Origin of the sequence: Desulfovibrio sp. ZJ746 (assembly GCF_011039155.1) — a bacterium.
Taxonomy (GTDB): Bacteria; Desulfobacterota; Desulfovibrionia; order Desulfovibrionales; family Desulfovibrionaceae; genus Desulfovibrio.
On the sequence record NZ_JAAKEK010000009.1, the window covers coordinates 33,479 to 53,090 of the forward strand.

The following is a 19,612-nucleotide window of genomic DNA, read 5'->3' on the forward strand; positions in this document are numbered from 1 at the left end:
TGTCCGGCGTCTGTCATGCCCCTTCCTCCTCTTCGCTCTCTGGGCCCGTGAAGGGCACGGCCTCGCCCTCCTGCCAGACGGAAATCTCGTGGCGCGCCTTCTCAAGCTGCTCGCGACAAAAACGCGCCAGGGCCGCGCCTTCCTTGTAAAGGGCGATGCCCTGCTCCAGCGGTTGCTGGCCGTCCTCAAGGGCCGTGACGATTTCCTGGAGGCGCGTCATGGCCTCCTCAAAGCGGGGCGGCTTTTTGCACTTCATTTCTTTTCGCCTCCTGCCGCGGGCGCCGGCTTCACCTGCTCCGCGGGCGCGAGCAGCGGCTGCGGATCCACCGATTCCCCCTGCACCACGAGCCCGAGGTGCAGGTGTGGCCCTGTCACGCGGCCGGTGGCGCCCACGAGCCCGATGACCTGACCGCGCTTCACATGCTCCCCGGGCTTGACCAGCGGCTTCGACATGTGAAGGTAGGAGGTGAACACGCCGTCGCCGTGATTGATATAGACCGCATTGCCGGAAAAATACAGGTTGTCCACCAAGGCCACCACGCCGTCGGCACAGGCGCGGATGGGCGAGCCCTCCCCGCCGCGCAGGTCGAGCCCGCGGTGCATGCCGCGCGGCTCGCCGTTGAAGACGCGCTTCAGGCCGAACAGGCTCGAGACCGTCCCGGGCACGGGGCGGTCAAGCGGCAATTCCCACTGGCGCTCCGGCAGGCGCTGCGCAAGGGCGGCGGCCACCTTTTCGCGGTCGCGCTTGATGCGCGCGGCCTCTTCCGGCGGGGGCGCCACATATTTCCTGTCCACGGTGAGGCGCTGCACGGGCCGCTTGCGGTCATAGAGGCCGACCGTGCGCGTGGCCTCGGGCTTCCCGCATTCCTTGCCGGCGCAGGCGCCGAGGCTGAGGCTCTGCGCCTTTTCCCCGAGCGGCGCGGGCAGCATGAGCTCCGCCCGCCAGAGGGGCGCGCCGCCGGCCGCGTCCCGCACTTCACGCGCGGCCACGGCATGCCGCTTGCCGCGCCAGAAAAAGGCCGCCCCATCCATGGGCGTAGCGGAGACCACCTCGGCCACGAAGGCGTCGCCCCGTGCCACTTTCTCCGGGGCGGCGAGCTGTGGCTTCTCCTGCGGGGCCGGCGCCGCATGCGCAAGGCCCGCAGGCAAAAGCAGGGCAAGAACAAGGGTGAGGGCGCAGGCGAGGCGCGGCTCCCGTTTGAGTCCGTTTTTCGGCATGTTCATTGGGCTTGTCCTTTTCCCGATTCCAGCACGATCTTTTCCACCCGGGCGCCGAGGCTGCCGTCCGCAAGCTGCGCGCGCACGGGGGCGCCGGGCGCAAAGTCCGTCACCGAGCGGGCGAGCGCCCCGTTTTCCCGGTAGAGCAGGGCATAGCCCCGCTCAAGCGGCGCCAGCGGATCCCGGGCCTGCAAGGTGAGCTCCAGCTTTTCCAGTTGCGCCGTTCTTGCGCGCAACTGGTCGGTCATGGCGCGCCCGAGGCGCGTGCCGAGCCCGTCAAGCAGCATCCGGGCGGCCTGCATGCGCTGGCCCATGAGCCGGGGGAGCGCCGCCACGAGCATTTCCAGCCTGAGGGCCTTCGCGCGCAGGCCATCTTCGGTGAGGGCGGCGCGGCGCCGCCGTTCCACGGCGTCCAGGCGGCGTGCCTTTTCGTCCACAAGGCGCCGCATGGCGGCCGGCAACGCGGCATCCAGCAGGGCGAGGCGCTCAGCGAGCCGCTCCAGCCGGCGCGCGGGCGAGGCCCAGGCGAGGCCCCGCTCAAGGAGGCCCAGCGCGTGGGCCGCGCGCTCCAGCCTGAGCGCCATGGCGCGGTCGAGCGCCATGTCGAGGTCGTCCACGCGCTGGAGCAGTTCGGCCCGAAGCGGCCAGAGCAACTGCGCCGCGTGGGAGGGCGTGGCCGCGCGCCTGTCCGCCGTGAGGTCGGCGAGGCTCACGTCCACCTCATGCCCGATGCCGGCCAATACCGGCAGCCGGGAATGGAAGATGGCCTCGGCCACGGGCGGCTCGTTGAAGGCCCAGAGGTCTTCCAGCGAGCCGCCGCCGCGCACGAGCACGATAACCTCGGCCCAGGCCTGGGCATTGGCCTCCTGCATGGCGGCCACAATCTCGGGTATCGCCCGCTCGCCCTGCACGGACACCGGGAACAGCCGTATCTGGGAGGCGCAGCCCCGCGCCGCCGCGAGCTCGAGAAAATCATGGATGGCCGCGCCGCCGGGCGAGGTGATGAGCGCCACGCGGCACGGGTTCCACGGGAGGGCCCGCTTGCGCTCCCGCGCGAAATAGCCCGCCGCGGCGAGCCGGCGCTTGCGCTCCTCAAAGGCCTGGGCGAGCAGCCCGGCGCCCGCCGGCTGAACGAGCTCCACCACGAGCTGGTACTGGCCGCGCGGCGCATAGACGCTGACGCGGCCGGCGCAGAGAAGCTCCAGCCCGTTGGCGAGCGCGGCCAGCGGCGAAGGCCTCGGGCCGTCAAAAACCTCGCCCGTGAGCGGGTCAAAGTTGCGCCCTTCGCGCTGGCGGCCGCGGAACCACACGCACTGGAGCTGCGCCTCGGCATCCTTGAGACTGAAATACACATGCCCCGAGGCCGGCCGCGAGAGATTGCTCACCTCACCGCGCACCCACACGAAGGGATAGCGCGTCTCCAGCGTGCGGCGCAGGCGCTCGGTGAGCGCCCGCACGGAAAGGATGGCCTCCGGCGGCTCCGCGTCGTCAATCAGGGGCGCGTCCCACCCCTCCTTGCCACCGGCCCCGGTCTCGTCCCGCATCTCCCCTGCTCCGCTGCCGCCAGATGCTCCCGGTCAGGCCCGCGCCGCCCATGCCTGGCGCACGCCCTCGGCCCAGTCGGCAAAAGCCTCGGCAAAGCCGTCCAGCGGAAGCTCGGTCTTCTCGCCGCTCCTGCGATCCTTGGCCTCCACCACGCCGCGGGCGAGGGACTTTCCGCCGAGCACGAGCTGGAGCGGGATGCCCAGCAGGTCGGCATCCTTGAACTTGACGCCCGGGCGCTCCTCGCGGTCGTCGAGCAGGGTGTCCACACCCTGCTTTTCCAGGAGGGCGTAGAGGGCTTCGGCCTCGGCCGTGACCTTCTCGTCGCGCGGGTCGAGATTGAGCAGGATGCAGTCGAAGGGCGCCACCGGCGGCGGGAAGACGATGCCGCCGTCATCGTGGTTCTGCTCGATGGCGGCCGCGGCCACGCGCGAAACGCCGATGCCGTAGCAGCCCATGATCATGAGCTTTTCCTTGCCGTTCTCGTCCAGGAAAGCGGCGTGCATGCTTGAGCTGTACTTGAGGCCGAGCATGAAGATGTGGCCCACCTCGATGCCCCGGGTGAGCGAAAGGCGCCCGCCGCAGCGCGGGCAGACATCGCCCTCGATGACCTCGCGCAGGTCCGCCCAGGCGGTGATGCTGGCGTCGCGGTTGAGGTCCACGTGCATGAGGTGGGTGTCGCCCTTGTTGGCGCCGGTGACGTAGTTGGTGCCGCCCTGAAGCTCGAGGTCCGCATAAATGGGGAGCTTCAGCCCCACGGGCCCGGCAAAGCCGAGCGGCGCCTGGGTAAGTGCCTCCACGGCGGCGGAGTTGGCGAGCTCCACCTCCTGAGCCTTGAGGAGGTTCTTGAGCTTGACGGGATTGACCTCGCGGTCGCCGCGCACGAGCACGGCCACGGTCTCGCCGTCCACGCTGAAGAGCATGGTCTTCACGAGCTCCTTCGGCGAGATGCCGAGCAGGGTGGTCACCTCCTCCACCGTATGCGCGCCGGGCGTGGCCACGGGCTTCACGTCCGGGCAGGCGTCGGTGCATTGCTTACCCGTCCACACCGCCTCGGCGCGCTCCAGGTTGGCCGCGTAGTCGCAGGAATCGCACACCGCGATGGTGTCCTCGCCGGTGTCGGCGAGCACCATGAACTCATGCGAGAAATTACCGCCGATGGAGCCCGTGTCCGCCTCCACGGCGCGGAAGCGAAGCCCGAGGCGCGTAAAGATGCGCACATAGGCGTCATACATGAGCTGGTAGCTCTTCTGCGCGCCCTCCATGTCCGCATCGAAGGAATAGGCGTCCTTCATGAGGAATTCGCGGCCGCGCATGAGGCCGAAGCGTGGCCGGATCTCGTCGCGGAACTTGGTCTGGATCTGGTAGAGCCGGACGGGGAGCTGGCGGTACGAGCGCACCTCGCCGCGCACGAGGTCGGTGATGACCTCCTCATGCGTGGGGCCGAGGCAATATTCGCGGTCATTGCGGTCGCGGAAGCGGAGCAGCTCCTTGCCGTAATGCTCCCAGCGGCCGGTCTCCTTCCAGAGGTCGGCCGGCTGCACCATGGGCAGCAGCAGCTCCTGGAAGCCCGCGGCCGCCATTTCCTCGCGGATGACGTCGGCGATCTTGGTGATGACCTTGAGCCCGAGCGGCAGGTAGATATAGAGGCCCGAAGTGAGGCGGCGCACCATGCCGGCGCGCAGCAACAGCTTGTGGCTGACCACCTCGGCGTCGGCCGGGCTTTCCTTGAGCGTGGGAATGTAACAGGAGCTGAAGCGCATGCTGGTCCTTTGCGATGCTGTTGGGGTTGGGGCCGGATGCCGTTTATGCCCCGCCGGCGCCGGACGGCGCGCCTGCGCCGTCGAGGAGCTTCTGGAGCTCTTCCATGAAGGCCGCGAGCAGTGCTTCCTGGCCGCGCGCCACGCGCACGACTTCGCCCTTGCGGAAAATGATGCCCTTGCCGCGGCCTCCCGCGAGGCCGATGTCCGCCTCGCGCGCCTCGCCCGGGCCGTTGACCACGCAGCCCATGACCGCCACCTTGAGGGGCGCCGTGGTGGTGGCAAGGCGCTCCTCCACCGCTCGCAGCAGGGCGAAAAGGTCGATCTCGGTGCGGCCGCAGGTGGGGCAGGAAATGATCTCGGGCCCGCGCGAGCGCAAGCCCAGGGCGCGCAATATCTCCCAGGCGACCGCCACTTCCTCCACCGGGTCCGCGGTGAGCGAGACCCGCAGGGTATCGCCGATGCCTTCATGGAGCAGGATGCCGAGCCCCACGGACGACTTCACCGTGCCGCGCATGGAGCCGCCGGCCTCGGTGACGCCGATGTGCAGCGGGCAGTCGCAGGCCTCGGCGAGGCGCCGGTAGGCCGTGATGGTGTCGAGCACCGAGGAGGACTTGAGGGAAATCTTGACATCGTAAAAACCGCGGCGCTCCAGCAGGCGCAGATGGCCGAGCGCGCTTTCCACAAGGGCCTCCGGCCTGGGGCCCCCGAAGCGCTCGAGCAGCGGCTTTTCGAGGGAGCCGCCGTTGACCCCGATGCGCACGACGGCCCCGTGCGCCTTGGCCGCGTCCACCACGCGGTCCACATGGGCGGCGGGGCCGATATTGCCCGGATTGATGCGCAGCCCCTCGAGGCCGGCCTCCAGGGCCGCGACGGCGAGGCGGTGGTCGAAATGGATGTCCGCGATGAGCGGCACGGGCGAGCCGGCGCGGATGGCGGGGAGCGCCCTGACCGCGGCCTCGTCCGGCACGGCCACGCGCACGGCCTCGCAGCCGGCGGCCACAAGGCGGCGGATCTGGGCCACGGTGGCCTCGGCGTCGCGGGTGTCGGTATTGGTCATGCTTTGCACCATCACAGGCGCGCCGCCGCCAATACGCAAGCTGCCGAGCCGCACTTCGCGGCTGTTCCCGCCCATAGAAGCCCCCGTTTTTCTGACACCGGAAGGAAAATCGCGCCGCCGCGCGGGAAAATCCTGCCGCCGCGCACGCCAGCGCCCCGCTGCGCCATAGGCGCAAAGGCGCTTTCCGCAGGCCAAATTTTCCGCGCCAGCCATTGACAAAGCCGAAATCTACGCTATTTCCCGGGGCAAGCCAAGTCAATTTCTGGAATATATCTTGCAGATATTTTTGCGGGAAATTCTCCCGGCAGGAATGGCCCCCACATGGCCTCAAGTTTCCCGCCGGGACGCCGATAGAACGAATGCGCCTGTCCCGGCCACGGAGAGGTCCTTATGAAGAACCCGTATCGCCTTGCGCTTTTCAGCGTTTTCCTGCTCGCCGTGCTCGCAGGGTGCAGCACCAGGGGCACGGCCAATGACCCCGGCTATGTGGACGCCGTGGAGATCAAGCTCAAGTGCCGCGAGCTCGCGGACCAGATGCTCGCCACCGTGCCCAACGACGCCCTGCAGGGCTTCGTTGCCATGCCCACCTCCTTCGTGGATGAAAACAACACCTCCACTTCCTCGCCGCTCGGCCGCCTGATGGCGGAATCCATGTTTTACGAATTCAACCAGCGGGGCTTCCCCACGCGGGAATACCGGCTGACCGGCAAGATCTCCGTGGTGGGCGGACGCGACGACCTCGCGCTCGTCGCCAACCAGGTGGTCCCCTACGAAGGCCAGAAATGGGCCGCGCTCGTGGTGGGCACCTACTATGTGGACAAGGACGCGACCTTCGTCAACGTGCGCCTCGTGCGCGCCTCCGACGGCCTTGTGCTCCGCACGGGCGAGCTCGTGCTCGTCAATACGCCCGTCGTGCTGCGCATGGGCAAGAGCGACCCGCCGGCCGTGCCCGTGGCGGCATCCGCGCCTTCCCAGCCCGCTGGGCCCCGCATCAATGGCGGCCTGTACGGGCAGCTCCCGGCGCCGGCCGATACGCTGAAAAGCGGCAGCGTGAGGATTATCCAGGGCAAATGATGCGGAAAACACAGACAGAAAACCGGGAAGCCCCCATGCGAAAGCTCCTGCCGGCCCTGCTCGCGGCGCTCCTCGCGCTCACCGCCCCGCTCGCGGGCTGCGGCGCGCACGACACGCGCATCGAGCGCGGGCCCAATATCAGTTGGGACTATGTGGAACAGGGCCGCGAATACCGCGACCAGGGCCGCTTTGAACTCGCAAGGCAAAGCTATGCGCTGGCCCTTTCCACCTGCCGCAACGATGCGGACCTTGCCATCATCAAACGTGAACTCGCCAGTGTGGAGCTCGAGATCCGCACCATGCGCTGAGGTATGCCATGCCCCGCCTCGTTCTCATCATCCTCGTTCTCGCCGTCCTGCTCTTCCCGCTGGCCGCGGCGGCCGGCAATGTGCCCCGCGCCGGGGAGGACATCGCCGAGCAGCTCGACGAGCAGCTCATGATGCGCTATGCGGGCTCAAGCCCGGACATGAGCAAGAAGGAGCTTCGCGCGCTCGCGCGCTCGCGCATCCTCATCATGGGCACCACCCCGGCCAATCTCAACAACCTCGAGCAGGCCAACCCGCTCGCCCGCCAGATGCTGGAGGAAGTCTCCAGCGACCTCGTGGACATGGGCTACCGTTATGAGGAGCTGCGCCGCGGCAAGGACATCCGCTTTGACAAGCGCACCGGCGAATTCATCCTCACCCGCGACGTGCGCAAGCTCGCGAGCAAGTCCGGGGTGGGCCAGGCCATCCTCGCCGGCACCTATGTGGTGAGCGGCCAGCAGGTGCGCTTCACCATGAGCCTCATTTCCGTGGCCACCAACGAGGTCATCGCCAAGGCCATGGGCACGGTGCCCATCACACCCGACCTCGTCCCGCTGCTGCAGGAGAACATGCCCGCGGGCAGCGGCCTCAAGCCCAGTGTCTACACGCGCCTCCAATAGGCGCCACCCCCCGCTTGTCTCCCGCCGGCGCATGGACTACCATGCGCCAGCGGCGTTTAAAGGCCCGGGACTGCTCCCTGCGCAGCCCTTCCACCTTGTTGCGGGTGCCCGATGGCGAAGATCCTTGTTATCCAGGCCGCGCGCTTTGGCGACCTCGTCCAGAGCAAGCGGCTCCTCCTCAGCCTTGCGGCAGAGGGCGCGCTGCATCTCGCCGTGGACGCAAGCCTGGCCCCGTTGGCGCGCCTGCTCTATCCCGGCGTTTCAGTCCATCCCTTCGCCTTCCACGGCCATGACGAGGCCCGGGCCCTTGCGGAAAACCTCCCGGCCATGGAGGGTCTGCGAGAGCTTTCGCCCGACCTTGTCTATAACTGCAATTTTTCCGTCCTCACGGGCGCCCTCTGCCGCCTGTTCGCCCCGGAGACGGTTATCGGCTACCGGCCGGCCCCTGTCTCCGACGGCGGCCTTCTGCGCTCGCCATGGGCGCGGCTGGCCTTCCAGCTGAGCCGCCGGCGGCGCATCTCGCCCCTCAATCTCGTGGATTTCTGGGCATGGTTCGCGCCCGCGCCCATGGCGCCCGGGCTCGTCAACCCGGATGCGCGCCCCGGGGGCAGGGGCCTCGGCGTTGCCCTTGCCGGCCGCGAGGCGCGACGCTCGCTCCCCGTGCCCGTGCTCGCCGAGGTGGTCAAGACGCTGGCCGCCCTGCTCGGGAACCCGCGCATCGTCCTTTTGGGGAGCGCCAGCGAACGCCCGGCCGCGCACAAGCTCCTGCGGGAGCTGCCCCCGCGCGCGGCGGCGCAGGTGGAGGACCTCTCCGGCAAAACGGACTGGGCCGGCCTTGTGGACGCCGTCAGCGGGCTCGATGCCCTCGTCACGCCGGATACCGGCCTCATGCACCTCGCCGCCCACCTCGGGGTGCCGGTGCTGGCCTTTTTTCTCTCCTCCGCCTGGGCTCACGAGACCGGCCCCTATGGCCTCGGCCATACCGTCTGGCAGGCGGCGCCGGCGTGCGCGCCCTGCCTCGAATCCGCCCCGTGCCCCCATAATGTCGCCTGCCTCGAAGTTTTCCGGGACAGGGGCTTCGCCCGCCAGCTCGCGCGGGTCTTCAGCACGGGCGGCACGGATGCCGGGAACTCCCTCACGCTGCCTCCGGCCCTGCACTGCTGGCAAAGCGGGCTTGACGGCCTCGGCGGCCGCCTGCGCCTTGCTGGCGGGGAAGATCCCGATGCCTTCCTGCGCGAGGGAGCCCGCGCCGTGCTCGCGGAATGGCTTGGACTTGCGCCCGGCGCCGTGGAGGCGCCAGAGCCCGCAAACGCGGCGCAACGCGATGAATTGCGCCGCCTGCACGAAGCCCTCTTGCCCGACCCCGAATGGATGCTGCCGCAAGGGAGGTACGCATGACAGCCCAGGCCCTGCGCATTCTTGTGGTCCTGCCCATGTATGGCGGCTCGCTCCCCATCGGGCGCTATTGCGCGCGCGCCCTGACGGATCTCGGGCATACGGTGCGCGTTTTCGAGGCGCCGGCGCTCTACCCGGCCTTCACGGGCCTCGGCAAGCTCGACCTCACGCCGGCCCGCAAGGGCCCTCTGGAAGCGGCTTTTTTGCAGGTCGTCGCCCAGGCCATCTGGGCCCAGGCCGAGGAGCTGGCGCCCCAGCTCGTGCTCGCGCTGGCGCAGGCCCCCATGAGCCGCAACCTGCTCCAGCGCTTCCGCCGCGCCGGCGTGCGCACGGCCATGTGGTTCGTGGAGGATTACCGCCTCTTCACCTATTGGCAGGCCTATGCGCCGCTGTATGACTTCTTCGCGGTCATCCAGAAGGAGCCCTTCCTTTCCGAGCTCGCCGCCATCGGCCAGCCGCACGCGCTCTACCTGCCGCTGGCGGCGCTCCCTGAGTTCCACAAGCCGCTTGCCCTGAGCGCGACCGAACAGCGGGAATACGGCTCGGACATCGCCTTTCTCGGCGCGGGCTATCCCAACCGGCGCCTCGCCTTCCGGCCGCTGGCGGGGCGCGATTTCAAGATCTGGGGTTCGGACTGGGAGGGGGAGAACCTGCTTGCGCGCAATATCCAGCGGGGGGGCAGCCGCATCGGCGAGGAGGAGAGCGTCAAGATCTACAATGCCGCCAAGGTGAACCTCAACCTCCACTCCAGCGTGTCGGCCAAGGATCTCGTGAGCCACGGGGATTTCCTCAATCCGCGCACCTTTGAGCTGGCCGCCATGGGCGCCTTCCAGCTGGTGGACCGCCGCACGCTCATGGACGGCCTCTTCGGGCCGGACGAGCTGGCGACCTTTGAGAGCCCCGAAGAATTTTACCAGAAGATCGACTACTTCCTCGCCCATCCCGGGGAGCGGGAGGCCTATGCCCGCCGCGCGCGCGAACGCGTCCTCGCCGAGCACACCTATGAGCGGCGCATGCAGACCTTGCTTTCGGCCATGGAAAAGGAGCTCGGCCCGTGGCGCACCGAGCCCCGGGAAGGAGCGCAGGCGCCGGGACTCGATGCGGCACTTCGGGAGGAGCTCGCGCGACTCACCGGGAGCCTCGGCCTGCCGCCACATGCGCCTTTTGAGGACGTGATGGACAGGCTGCGCCGCCGCACGGGCCCGCTCAGCGCGACGGAGACGGCCCTGCTCTTCCTCGACGAGTGGCGCAGGCAGTACAAAAAGTAGCTGCCGCTAAAAGGCCGTGAGCTCCAGATAATAGGGCAGCGTGAAGGCCATGGCGAGGAGCAGCGCCACGGCGAGCGTCACCCGGTGGCGTAGGGCCACGGCGCTCTTGCGCACGAGCGTCCAGAGCAGGACGGGGATGAGCCAGAGTAAAAGCCGCGTGCTCTCAAGGATGGCCTCCTGCGAGGTGATGCCTGCCGCGCCCCAGGCCCCGGACATCCTGATAGCGGTGAGCGCGAGCAGCGCGAGCCACAGCAAGGCCCAGGCATTGCGCGCCCATGCGGCGCACCAGGGGATCATGGTATTGTAATAGTCGCGCCCGAAGTCGTCCTTGTGGCGCCGCAGGGGCAGCCACAGCGCGCCGGCGGCGGCGGGCAGCGCGATGAAGAGGGGCAGCGTGCAGGCCGCTGCCGTCCACACGGGGGAGGCCCAGTCGGCCGGGAGCAGGTTCTGCAGGCCCGCCCCGGCGGCGTCCGGCTGGGCGAGCGCCGCCAAGAGCCGCGCCGTCCCGAGCACGGCCACGGCGGCAAAGCTGCTTTGCGCCGCGCTGATCATGCCGATGGTGGCATGCAGGATGGGCAGGTTTTTCAGGATGCGCCACAGGGTATAATAGACGCTGCTCAGCATGACCCCAAGGCTGAGGAGCAGCCAGCTCATTTCAAGAAAATAGGCATTGACGCTGCCCGGCACATGCACGTCCCGCGTGAAGTGCAGCCAGACACGGCCGCCCACGAGCAGTATCCAGCCAACCATCATGCCGAAAAAGGCGAGCTGGCGCGCGCATTTCTCGAAGGCGCTGCGGCCCTTCACATCGGCGAGGATGCGCGCGGTGGCCGAGATGAAGCCCATGCCGGCGAAGATGAAGAGCATGGAAAGCGGCACGATGACGGAGAGGGCGTCAAAGGCCGTGCGCAGCCAGGGCGAGGCGGAAAGGATCTGTTCCAGGGCGTTCATGCGCGAAGGCTCCCATGCCGCGTGCCGGCGGTTACGGATTGCGGGGCGCCGGCCGGGCGGGCGCCCGGCGCAGGGCTGAACCGCATCTTTCTTGCCCCAAAAATGGGCGGCCCGCAAGACTTCTTGAAATATCCGTCACTTTGGGGCACAAAAAAAGCCGGAGGGGGAAATGAGAAAAATCCGTTTAATCCCGGCCCTGGCACTGGCCTTGGGGCTCGTCGGCTGCGCGTCCACAGGCCAGGTGGACAAGCTCGAGTCCACGAGCGAGACCAATTCCAAGCTTCTGCGCGAAAACGAACACCGCCTGCAACAGCTCGAAACGAGCATGGCGTCGCTCAATTCGCAGGTGGCGCAGCTCAATAACCGTGTCTACGAGGTGCGCACCCGCAACGGCAAGAAGACCTCCATGACCGTGGTGCCCATCGTTCCCCCCGCGGCCGCTGCGGCTCCGGGTGCCGCTTCCCCGGCGCCCACCACGCCGGCAGCGCAGGCGCCACAGCCCGCCAACCGGGCGGAGGCGCTCCTCGCGCAGGCGCGCCGCGCAGCCGCCGAGCGCAACCAGCAGGCGCAAGCTGCGGGAGCGCCGACGGCCCAAGCCAATACACAAGCGGCCGCGCCGGCTTCGGCCCAAGCGGCCCCCACCCAGCAGCCCGCAGCAGCCGCGCCCAAAGGCCGCATGATAGACCCCGCCGCCGCGCCAACGCCCATCCCCGCCCCCACGCAGCGGGCTGCAGCCCCGGCCCAGCGCCCGGCCCCAGCCACGGCGAGTGCCGGCGCCTCGGGCAGCATGGGGCGCCCCGTGGCCGGCCCCTCCGGCACGCTCGCGGCACAGCCCGCGCCCACACCGGCAGCTCCCGCGGCCCTTCCGCCCATCGACCTGCCCCCTACGGGGCAGACGGCCGCAGCCCCTGCCGCCAATGCCAGCGCCGTTCCCGTGCCGTCCATCCCCGCGTCCAGCCTGGCGCTGCCCCCCGAGCATCCCGGGCTGCCCCCCATGGGCCTGCCGCAGGCGTCCGAGCCCGGCGCCCCCCAAAAGGCCCTGGCACACCCTGTCGCGACCCAGGCTGCCAGTCCGGCGGCCGCGGCCCCCGCGCCCCTCGCCGCCGGAGAGGAAGCAGCCTACAAGCAGGCCCTCAATGCCACTCTCGCCGGCAGGACGGACGAGGGCCTGCGCCTGTTCCATGACTTCCTCCAGAAATATCCCCACGGGCGCTATGCGGCCAACGCGGATTACTGGATCGGTGAAGGCCTCTACGCGCAGGGCAAGTACCAGGACGCGCTCGCCCAGTTCCAGAAGGTGAACGACGCCTACCCGCAGCACCACAAGAACGCGGACGCCCTGCTCAAGGCCGGCATGACCATGAGCCGCCTCGGCGACAAGGCCGCAGCATCCGAAAAGTACCGCGCGCTCATGGCGCAGTTCCCCAATTCCGAGGCCGCCCGCAGGGCGCGGGCCATGGGGGTCGCGCGCTGAGCGGGAGCAGCCCGGCAGAGTCCGCGAGGCCGCGCGCGGAGAGCGTTGCGGCCCCGGACGGCATGACGGAGTCAGGCCCGCGCCCCTTCTCCGCCCTCGGCGAGGCCGGGCGCAACGAATACTGGGCCGCGCTCGCCCTGCGCCATTGCCCGGGCATCGGGCCGCGTTCGCGCGCGCGCCTGCTCCAGCTGTTCGGCTCCGCCTATGCGGCCGTGCGCGCGGCGGAAGAATGGCCCCGCGCGGGGCTGAACAAACGCCAGGCCGGCGAGTTCGCCCGCGGCACCTGGCGCAAGGAGGCCCGCCGGGAATGGGACGCGGCCCGCGTGCTCGACGCCGTCATCCTCCTCTGGCCCGACACGGCCTTTCCCCAACTGCTCCGCGAGCTCCCCGACGGGCCCGCGCTGCTCTACCTGTCGGGCGACGCGGGCCTGCTGCGCGCGCCGGCCATCGCCGTGGTGGGCTCGCGACGGGCCGGCGACCATGCGCTCGCGGTGGCGGCCCATATGGCGCGGCGCCTTTCCGCCTGCGGCATCGCGGTCATTTCCGGCATGGCGCAGGGCATCGACAGCGTGGCGCATGCGGCGGCGCTGAACCGCGTGGGGCGCAGCATCGGCGTTCTCGGCACCGGCATCAACCGCGTCTACCCCCGCTGCGGACACGAGCTCTTCCAGCGCATGGCCCGGGAGGGCCTGCTCGTTTCGGAATTTGCGCCGGGCACGGCTCCGCTCGCCGGGAACTTCCCCATCCGCAACCGCATCATCAGCGGCCTCGCGCTCGGCGTGGTGGTGGTCGAGGCGGCCAGCCGCTCGGGCAGCCTCATCACCGCGCGCATGGCGCTGGAGCAAAACCGCGAGGTCTTCGCCGTGCCCGGCCCGGCGCTGGACGAGCAGTGCGCCGGCTGCCAGGAGCTCGTGCGCCAGGGCGCGCGCCCGGTCTTCACCGTGGAGGACATCCTGCGCGACATGGCCGATATTTTGCGGCCCTTCAGCATCAGCGAGGCGAGCCTGCCGCCCGATGTTCCCGACGAGGCGCCGGCCCTGATAACGGCCCCGGCGCCCGCAGCGCCGCCTTTGCCCGACAAGGCCCGGGCGGTCGGCGAATCCCTTGTACCGGCAGGCCCCAAGGAACGCCTGCTCGGCCATTTGCGCGGCAGGGGCGCTCTCCACATCGACACGCTCGCGCAGGAACTGGAGCTGCCCGTGGCCGAGCTCAGCGCGCTGCTCGTGGGCCTCGAGATATTGGGCGCCGTACGGCGCCTGCCTGGCGCGCGCTATGAGGCCGTGCCATGAAGCGCGCCGCCGCTCCGCGCGCTTTTGGGGCTGGCCCCGGCGACGCCGCGCCTTCGGCCGAGGCCCTGCGACACGTTGCGGATTTTCTCAGCTGGCTCAGTGTGGAGCGCGGCGCCCCCGAGACCACGCGCAGGGCCTATGCGGCAGACCTCGACCAGCTCGCCCGCGCCCTGGCCGCCCGCGGCGTGGATGTGGGAAAGCCCGCAGCCGTCACTCACCGGGACATACAGGCCTGGGTGGGCGCCCTCTACCGCGCGGGGCTCGCCAAAAGCTCCATGGCCCGCAAGCTCGCGGCGGCCCGCAGCTTCTTCCGCTATCTGCAAAGGCAGGGCCTCGTCGCGGCCAATGTGGCGGCGCAGGTGCACAATCCCCGGCAGGAGCGGCGGCAGCCGCGCATCCTCAATGTGGAGGAGGCGGCCGCGCTTTTGAGCGCCGACCCGAGAGGCCCGGCCGCCTCTCCCACCCCGCAGGAGGCCACCTTGCGCCTGCGCGACCTCGCGCTGGCCGAGCTCCTCTACGGTTCGGGCCTGCGCATTTCCGAGGCGCTGGGCCTCGATGTGGACGACCTCCAGCTGGCCGCCGGCATGGCGCGCGTCATGGGCAAGGGCGGCCGCGAGCGCATGGCGCCCCTCTCTGACGCCTCGCGCGAGGCGCTTGCCGCATGGCTCGCGGAGCGCCCCTATCTGGCCCCCGCGGCCTCGCCGGCGCTTTTCGTGGGCGCGCGGGGCGGGCGCCTCGACCGCCGCGAGGCCAGCCGCCGTATCGCCCGGCTCTGCCGCGAGGCCGGCCTCGATGTGACCGTCTCGCCGCATGCCCTGCGCCATTCCTTCGCCACCCACCTGCTCGACGCCGGGGCCGACCTGCGCAGCGTGCAGGAACTGCTCGGCCACCGGCGCCTCGCCACCACCCAACGCTACACCCAGGTGAGCCTCGAGCGGCTCATGCGCGTCTATGATGCCGCGCACCCGCGCGCGAAAAAGGACTGAGACCGGGGAAATGTTCCCACAGGTCTTGGCATGGCAGGGACTTTGTGCTAAAGAGAACAACGCGGCGTCTGTGAGCCGCATCCCCATGGCATCGCCTGCCGCCCTGGCGGCGCACAAAGGAGGCATCTTCATGTCCGCACTCGTCATTGGTCACATGAATCCCGACACCGACAGCATCGTTTCCGCCATTGCTGCCGCCGACCTCTACGCCAAGCGCGGCATCGACGTGACCGCCGCCGCCCAGGCCGCCCCCACCCCGGAGACGGCCTTCGTGCTCGAGAAATTCGGGCTCCCCGCGCCGAAAATCGTCAACGACGTGGCCGGCCAGGACCTCTTCCTCGTGGACTTTTCCGACCTCGCCCAGGCCCCTGCGGGCATGGACTCCGCCACGGTGCTCGGCATCGTCGACCACCACAAGCTCGGCGACGTGACCACCTCAAGCCCCATCGAGGCGTGGATCTGGCCCGTGGGCTGCACCTGCACGGTCATCAAGAACATGTATGACTTCTACGGGGTGGAGCTCTCGCGCAATGTGGCCGGCGCCATGCTCAGCGCCATTCTTTCCGATACCGTCATTTTCAAGTCGCCCACCTGCACCGAGGCCGACCGCAAGGCCGTGGCCGAGCTCGCCGAGATCGCCGGCGTGGCCGACGTGACGGCCCTCGGCATGGAGATGTTCAAGGTCAAGAGCGCCGTGGACGGCACGCCCATCCGCGATCTCGTATTCCGCGACTACAAGGATTTTGACATGAACGGCAACAAGGTCGGCATCGGCCAGCTCGAGGTGGTGGATCTCTCCATCCTCGAGGCGGTCAAGGACGGCCTGCGCGAAGAGCTCGCCCGCGTCAAGGGCGAGGGGCGCCACAGCGTTTTCCTGCTTTTGACCGACATCATGAAGGAAGGCTCGGAACTGCTCATCGTTTCCGACGACCCCGCCGTGGTGGAATCCGCCTTCGGCGTCAAGGTGGACGGCGACACCGTGTGGCTGCCCGGCGTCATGAGCCGCAAGAAGCAGGTGGTGCCCAACTTTGAAAAGGCCTTCAAGTAACAGGGGCGCCTGCCCCTCTCCCGCCGGGGCCGGCTTGCCGGCTCCGGCTTTTTCTTTTGGCGGCTTCCTTGCATGCGCGGGGCAAGTGACATAGCATCCCGCCATGTCCCTCCGGCCGAATCCGCCAGCCTCTGGCGCTCCCCACGCCCTCGTCCTGCTGTATGGCAGCGACCCGCGCGAAAGCCTCGCCGCCCTCGCGGAGAAGGGGTCGCGCCCCAGAGTCATCGTTCTCCACGCGCCGGCGGGGCCCGCCACCGATGCAGCGGAAGAGGCCCTCGCCCTGGGCGAAAACCTCGTGGGGCAGGGGCGCCTCGCGGGCTTTGCCTTGGAGGGGCTTGAACCCGTGGAGGACTGGCGCGAGGCCGCCAACCGCATCCTTCTCCCGCTCGCGCGTGAAAACTCGGGCGCGCGGCCGCCCCTCCTCTTCCTGCTGTCCTGTGCCGTGCGCCCCGAGGCCGGCTGCCTTTGCGCCCTCGCCCGGCGCCTTGCCGCCGAGCCAGCCCTTGCCGGCGTTTCGCCGCTGCTCCTCTCGCCGCCCGGGGAGGGCACGCCCCGGCGCGTGCGCCATATGGGGAGCGTGTTCGACAGCCGCCGGGAGCTGCATGCGCTGTATGAGGGCCTCCCGGCCGCCCACCCGCTCGCGCAGAAGCGGCGCTTCTTCCAGGCCGCCCCTGGCGACGCCCTCATGGTGCGCCTTGACGACTTTTGCGGCGCAGGCGGCTTCCAGGCGAGCCTCGACGAGCTCGCGCCGCTTGACCTCTGCTTCCGGCTGGGACACGGCCGCGCCGCATTCTCCACCGAGCCCGGTGCCCTGGCCGCGCTCCATGACATCCACGCCGGCCTCGGCACCGCCGCCTGCTGGAACAGCCTTGTCCAGCGCGGGCGCATCCCGCCGGGGACGGGGCGCCCCGACTATGCGCGCCATGTGCTCGCCGACGGCCTCGGCTACGGCTGTACGCCGTGGCTCGTGGAGGGGCCGCACCTTCCCGCAAGCCCGGCGGAAAGCGACTCTTGGGAGGACGCGTGGCTCGCGTGGCGCCACGGGCCTGAGCCGGCGAGCCTGCTGCGGCTTCTGGCGCGCTCCGCGCCCGAAGAGCTTGCGCATCTTGTGGACCTGTGCCGTGCCTACCCGGCCCTCCTGCCCCATGCCCTCCCCTTGTATAGGGCACAAGCCCGGCACATGGAGGCCTTTGCCGGGGCCGAAGCCCTGCCGCACCTCAAAGAGGATGCCGCCCGCTGGCTCCGCGGCGAGACGCGCTTCCGCCACCGCCTGCTCCGGCCGGGCATGCGCGCCCTGGCGGATGCGGGCCTTTGGGCCTGTTCGCTGGATAAGGCCGCATCGTCCTATGACGCCTGGATGGAATTGCGCGAGCCGGGGCTCCGGCCGCCCCGCATGGAGCAGGGAGCGGGCTGGCCGGAGATCGCGGTGCTCATGCCGGTGTGGAACCCGCGCCCAGACCACCTTGCGGCGGCGCTCGATTCCGTCCTCGCGCAGAGCTATGGCCGCTGGCAGCTCTGCGTGGCCGACGACGCCTCCACCGACGCGGCCATCCCGCAACTGCTCAGGGCCTATGCGGCCAAGGACCCGCGCATCCGGCTCGTCATCCGTGAGGAGAACGGCCACATCTCGCATGCCACCAACAGCGCGCTCGACCTCGCGGACGCCCCCTGGGCGGCCTTTTTCGACCATGACGACCTGCTCGCCCCCACGGCCCTTGAGGAGACGGCCGCGGTCATCGCTGGCCGCCCCGAAGTGCGCTGCATCTATACAGATGAGGACAAGATTGACGAGGACGGGGTGCGGCGGACCCCGGTCTTCAAGCCCGGTTTCGATGGCGACCTCGCCGCCATGGGACATCTCACCACCTGCGCGACGGAGCTGGTGCGCGCGGTGGGCGGCCTCAGGCCGGGCTTCGAGGGTTCACAGGATTTTGACCTCAGCCTGCGCATGATCGAGCGGCTCGAGCCCCGGCAGGTGGCGCACATCCCGCGCGTGCTCTACCACTGGCGCATCCATGCGGGAAGCACCTCGGGGAGCCTTGCCTCCAAGCCCTATGTGCTTGAGGCCACGCGCAAGGCGCTCACGGAAAGCGCGCTCAGGCGCGGCCATGCGGTGGAGGGCGCGGCCTCCAGCCAGAACAACTTTTTCAAGCTCGTCTTGGGAGTGCCTCCGGGGCTCACCTGCAGCGTCGTCCTGCTCGCCGACGGCTCCGCGGCCTCCCGCGCGCCCGCACCGGCCCTGCTGGAGGCGCTCGACGCGCTTGCCGCGATCATGCAGGTGGAAGTGCTCTGGCAACCGCTCACGCCCATGGCCGCCATGGCCCGGGGATGGATGGAGGAAGCGCTGCCCCTCCGCCGCCTTCCTCCTGCTGGCCCGCAGTGGACAGACGCCTGCCAGGCTGCCGCGCACGAAGCGCGAGGCCGGGTGCTGCTCTTTCTCCATGCCGGCCTCACGCCGGTGCTGGACTGCCGCCCGGAGCAGATGGTCATCCAGGCCCTGCGGCCGGACCTCGCCATGGCAGGCGCCCTTGTGTGGCGGCGCGGGCGGCTCTGGAACGGCGGCTATGCCCCGGATGTGACGGGCCTGCCCTTCCCGCTCCTGCGGGGCTCCGGCCCGGCGGACCTGCGCAACCATTGCTGGGGGCACTTCCTGCTCACGCGGCATGCGCTGGGCGTCGCCTGGCAGTGCATGGCCGTGCGCCGCAAGCTCCTGCTGGAGCCGGCGCCCTTCGACGCCAGCATGGGGCCCCTTGCGGCGGTGGACTACAGCCTGCGCCAGGAAGCGGCGGGCCGTTTCACGCTCGTTTCGCCGTGGGGGCAGTGGGAATTGCCGCCGGATGCGGAAAGCGGGCCCGCCGCCCCTGGGGCGGAAGCCCGCTTCCTCGCCCGCTGGGGCGAAACCGTGCGCAGGCACCCCCTGCGCAACCCGAATCTGTGCGCCGCGCCGGACCACGGCTGGCGCCTCATGCTCGACGGCGGCGGAGAGCCCGAACGCTGACGCCGGGCCGGCGCCGTCAGGCGAGTGCCTTGCTGCCCTTGAACGAAATATCCACCACCTCATAGGTGACGCGCCCGCGCGGGATGTCCACGCTCACCTCGTCGCCCACTTCCTTGCCGAGCAGGGCCTGCCCCACCGGCGAGAGGAAGGAGATGGAGCCCGAGGCCGGGTCCGCCTCGTCGGGCCCGAGGATGGTGAAGGTGCGGGATTCGCCGCTGTCCGCGTCCTCCACCTCCACGGTGGCGCCGAAGATCACCTTGTCGCCCGAGAGCGTGTCGAGGTCGATGACCTGGTAGAGCGCCAGGCGCGACTCGATATACTTGATGCGCGCCTCGGCCATGCCCTGGCGCTCGCGGGCGGCGTCATAGCCCGCGTTCTCGCGCAGGTCGCCCTCTTCGCGGGCCTCCTTGATGGCCTGGATGATGGCCGGGCGCTCGCTCTTCAGGCGGGCGAGCTCGTCCTCAAGCCGCTTGTAGCCCTGTACGGAAATGGGAATGCTCGTCATGTTCGACCTCATGCGAAAAAAAACCTCCGCTGCACGGGCAGCGCAGGCTCGGGATCAGGTGGAGATGGGGGGTGGCGGGCAACGAACACGGTTGCCTGAAGCCCCATACTAGGCAGCCG

At 69.6% G+C, this 19,612-nt stretch carries 17 protein-coding genes; 10 read left to right on the forward strand and 7 right to left on the reverse strand.

Translation table 11 applies throughout. From position 1 onward, the window contains the following. Positions 1-13 precede the first annotated feature (13 nt). The 5 genes from xseB to ispG are packed head-to-tail and all read right to left on the reverse strand — an operon-like array spanning position 14 to position 5,655. Positions 14-256 (reverse strand): exodeoxyribonuclease VII small subunit, encoded by a 243-nt coding sequence (xseB, locus tag G7Y54_RS11930; RefSeq protein ID WP_165077774.1) that lies wholly within the window; start codon positions 254-256, stop codon positions 14-16. Next, positions 253-1,224, reverse strand: coding sequence for a M23 family metallopeptidase (locus G7Y54_RS11935; protein WP_277424366.1), 972 nt, complete (start codon positions 1,222-1,224; stop codon positions 253-255). Before G7Y54_RS11935 ends, xseB begins: the two co-directional genes overlap by 4 nt. After that, positions 1,221-2,762, reverse strand: coding sequence for an exodeoxyribonuclease VII large subunit (gene xseA, locus G7Y54_RS11940; protein WP_165077785.1), 1,542 nt, complete (start codon positions 2,760-2,762; stop codon positions 1,221-1,223). Before xseA ends, G7Y54_RS11935 begins: the two co-directional genes overlap by 4 nt. Before the next feature lie 33 nt (positions 2,763-2,795). Continuing rightward, positions 2,796-4,523 (reverse strand): proline--tRNA ligase, encoded by a 1,728-nt coding sequence (locus tag G7Y54_RS11945; RefSeq protein ID WP_165077788.1) that lies wholly within the window; start codon positions 4,521-4,523, stop codon positions 2,796-2,798. Positions 4,524-4,566: 43 nt separating this feature from the next. Further along, on the reverse strand, positions 4,567-5,655 hold the full coding sequence (ispG, locus tag G7Y54_RS11950; protein WP_165077790.1) for a flavodoxin-dependent (E)-4-hydroxy-3-methylbut-2-enyl-diphosphate synthase: 1,089 nt from the start codon (positions 5,653-5,655) through the stop codon (positions 4,567-4,569). Between the two features lie 315 nt (positions 5,656-5,970). On the opposite strand from ispG, the gene G7Y54_RS11955 reads away from it, so the two are divergent. The 5 genes from G7Y54_RS11955 to G7Y54_RS11975 all read left to right on the forward strand — a co-directional run bounded on the left by G7Y54_RS11955 (position 5,971) and on the right by G7Y54_RS11975 (position 10,242). Next, positions 5,971-6,654, forward strand: coding sequence for a FlgO family outer membrane protein (locus G7Y54_RS11955; RefSeq protein ID WP_165077792.1), 684 nt, complete (start codon positions 5,971-5,973; stop codon positions 6,652-6,654). A gap of 35 nt (positions 6,655-6,689) precedes the next feature. Continuing rightward, positions 6,690-6,962 (forward strand): hypothetical protein, encoded by a 273-nt coding sequence (locus G7Y54_RS11960; RefSeq protein WP_206214960.1) that lies wholly within the window; start codon positions 6,690-6,692, stop codon positions 6,960-6,962. Positions 6,963-6,970: 8 nt separating this feature from the next. Next, positions 6,971-7,579, forward strand: coding sequence for a FlgO family outer membrane protein (locus tag G7Y54_RS11965; RefSeq protein ID WP_165077794.1), 609 nt, complete (start codon positions 6,971-6,973; stop codon positions 7,577-7,579). Positions 7,580-7,690: 111 nt separating this feature from the next. Further along, positions 7,691-8,977 carry a glycosyltransferase family 9 protein gene (locus G7Y54_RS11970; RefSeq protein WP_165077796.1) on the forward strand — a complete coding sequence of 429 codons (1,287 nt, stop codon included), beginning with the start codon at positions 7,691-7,693 and terminating at the stop codon, positions 8,975-8,977. Beyond that, positions 8,974-10,242 (forward strand): glycosyltransferase, encoded by a 1,269-nt coding sequence (locus tag G7Y54_RS11975; RefSeq protein ID WP_241159357.1) that lies wholly within the window; start codon positions 8,974-8,976, stop codon positions 10,240-10,242. The genes G7Y54_RS11970 and G7Y54_RS11975 overlap by 4 nt, the downstream gene beginning before the upstream one ends. A gap of 6 nt (positions 10,243-10,248) precedes the next feature. On the opposite strand, the gene G7Y54_RS11980 is transcribed toward G7Y54_RS11975, so the two are convergent. After that, positions 10,249-11,193: a hypothetical protein gene (locus tag G7Y54_RS11980; RefSeq protein ID WP_165077800.1), complete on the reverse strand. Its 945-nt coding sequence runs from the start codon at positions 11,191-11,193 to the stop codon at positions 10,249-10,251. Between the two features lie 169 nt (positions 11,194-11,362). On the opposite strand from G7Y54_RS11980, the gene ybgF reads away from it, so the two are divergent. From ybgF to G7Y54_RS12005, 5 genes are all read left to right on the forward strand, one after another. Beyond that, the gene (ybgF, locus tag G7Y54_RS11985) at positions 11,363-12,667 is read left to right on the forward strand and encodes a tol-pal system protein YbgF (protein ID WP_165077802.1); all 1,305 of its coding nucleotides are present in this window, start codon (positions 11,363-11,365) and stop codon (positions 12,665-12,667) included. 62 nt (positions 12,668-12,729) lie between these two features. Then, complete coding sequence (gene dprA, locus G7Y54_RS11990; RefSeq protein ID WP_165077805.1) at positions 12,730-13,956, forward strand: DNA-processing protein DprA; 1,227 nt, start codon at positions 12,730-12,732, stop codon at positions 13,954-13,956. Beyond that, a complete protein-coding gene (locus G7Y54_RS11995; RefSeq protein WP_165077807.1) occupies positions 13,953-14,942 on the forward strand; it encodes a tyrosine recombinase XerC in 990 nt (329 codons plus the stop codon). Before dprA ends, G7Y54_RS11995 begins: the two co-directional genes overlap by 4 nt. 130 nt (positions 14,943-15,072) lie before the next feature. Beyond that, positions 15,073-15,990, forward strand: a complete 918-nt coding sequence (locus tag G7Y54_RS12000; protein WP_165077809.1) for a manganese-dependent inorganic pyrophosphatase — start codon at positions 15,073-15,075, stop codon at positions 15,988-15,990. A gap of 103 nt (positions 15,991-16,093) precedes the next feature. After that, the gene (locus tag G7Y54_RS12005) at positions 16,094-18,988 is read left to right on the forward strand and encodes a glycosyltransferase (RefSeq protein ID WP_165077811.1); all 2,895 of its coding nucleotides are present in this window, start codon (positions 16,094-16,096) and stop codon (positions 18,986-18,988) included. A gap of 16 nt (positions 18,989-19,004) precedes the next feature. On the opposite strand, the gene greA is transcribed toward G7Y54_RS12005, so the two are convergent. Continuing rightward, the gene (greA, locus tag G7Y54_RS12010; RefSeq protein ID WP_165077813.1) at positions 19,005-19,493 is read right to left on the reverse strand and encodes a transcription elongation factor GreA; all 489 of its coding nucleotides are present in this window, start codon (positions 19,491-19,493) and stop codon (positions 19,005-19,007) included. Positions 19,494-19,612: the final 119 nt, after the last annotated feature.

Coding starts and splice junctions, on each gene's coding strand:
- G7Y54_RS11965 (WP_165077794.1), top strand. CDS start 6,971: ATGCCCCGCCTCGTTCTCATCATCCTCGTTCTCGCCGTCCTGCTCTTC.
- xseA (WP_165077785.1), bottom strand. CDS start 2,762: ATGCGGGACGAGACCGGGGCCGGTGGCAAGGAGGGGTGGGACGCGCCC.
- G7Y54_RS12000 (WP_165077809.1), top strand. CDS start 15,073: ATGTCCGCACTCGTCATTGGTCACATGAATCCCGACACCGACAGCATC.
- G7Y54_RS11945 (WP_165077788.1), bottom strand. CDS start 4,523: ATGCGCTTCAGCTCCTGTTACATTCCCACGCTCAAGGAAAGCCCGGCC.
- G7Y54_RS11960 (WP_206214960.1), top strand. CDS start 6,690: ATGCGAAAGCTCCTGCCGGCCCTGCTCGCGGCGCTCCTCGCGCTCACC.
- G7Y54_RS11980 (WP_165077800.1), bottom strand. CDS start 11,193: ATGAACGCCCTGGAACAGATCCTTTCCGCCTCGCCCTGGCTGCGCACG.
- ybgF (WP_165077802.1), top strand. CDS start 11,363: ATGAGAAAAATCCGTTTAATCCCGGCCCTGGCACTGGCCTTGGGGCTC.
- greA (WP_165077813.1), bottom strand. CDS start 19,493: ATGACGAGCATTCCCATTTCCGTACAGGGCTACAAGCGGCTTGAGGAC.
- G7Y54_RS11935 (WP_277424366.1), bottom strand. CDS start 1,224: ATGAACATGCCGAAAAACGGACTCAAACGGGAGCCGCGCCTCGCCTGC.
- dprA (WP_165077805.1), top strand. CDS start 12,730: ATGACGGAGTCAGGCCCGCGCCCCTTCTCCGCCCTCGGCGAGGCCGGG.
- ispG (WP_165077790.1), bottom strand. CDS start 5,655: ATGGGCGGGAACAGCCGCGAAGTGCGGCTCGGCAGCTTGCGTATTGGC.
- G7Y54_RS11975 (WP_241159357.1), top strand. CDS start 8,974: ATGACAGCCCAGGCCCTGCGCATTCTTGTGGTCCTGCCCATGTATGGC.
- G7Y54_RS11955 (WP_165077792.1), top strand. CDS start 5,971: ATGAAGAACCCGTATCGCCTTGCGCTTTTCAGCGTTTTCCTGCTCGCC.
- G7Y54_RS11970 (WP_165077796.1), top strand. CDS start 7,691: ATGGCGAAGATCCTTGTTATCCAGGCCGCGCGCTTTGGCGACCTCGTC.
- G7Y54_RS12005 (WP_165077811.1), top strand. CDS start 16,094: ATGTCCCTCCGGCCGAATCCGCCAGCCTCTGGCGCTCCCCACGCCCTC.
- xseB (WP_165077774.1), bottom strand. CDS start 256: ATGAAGTGCAAAAAGCCGCCCCGCTTTGAGGAGGCCATGACGCGCCTC.
- G7Y54_RS11995 (WP_165077807.1), top strand. CDS start 13,953: ATGAAGCGCGCCGCCGCTCCGCGCGCTTTTGGGGCTGGCCCCGGCGAC.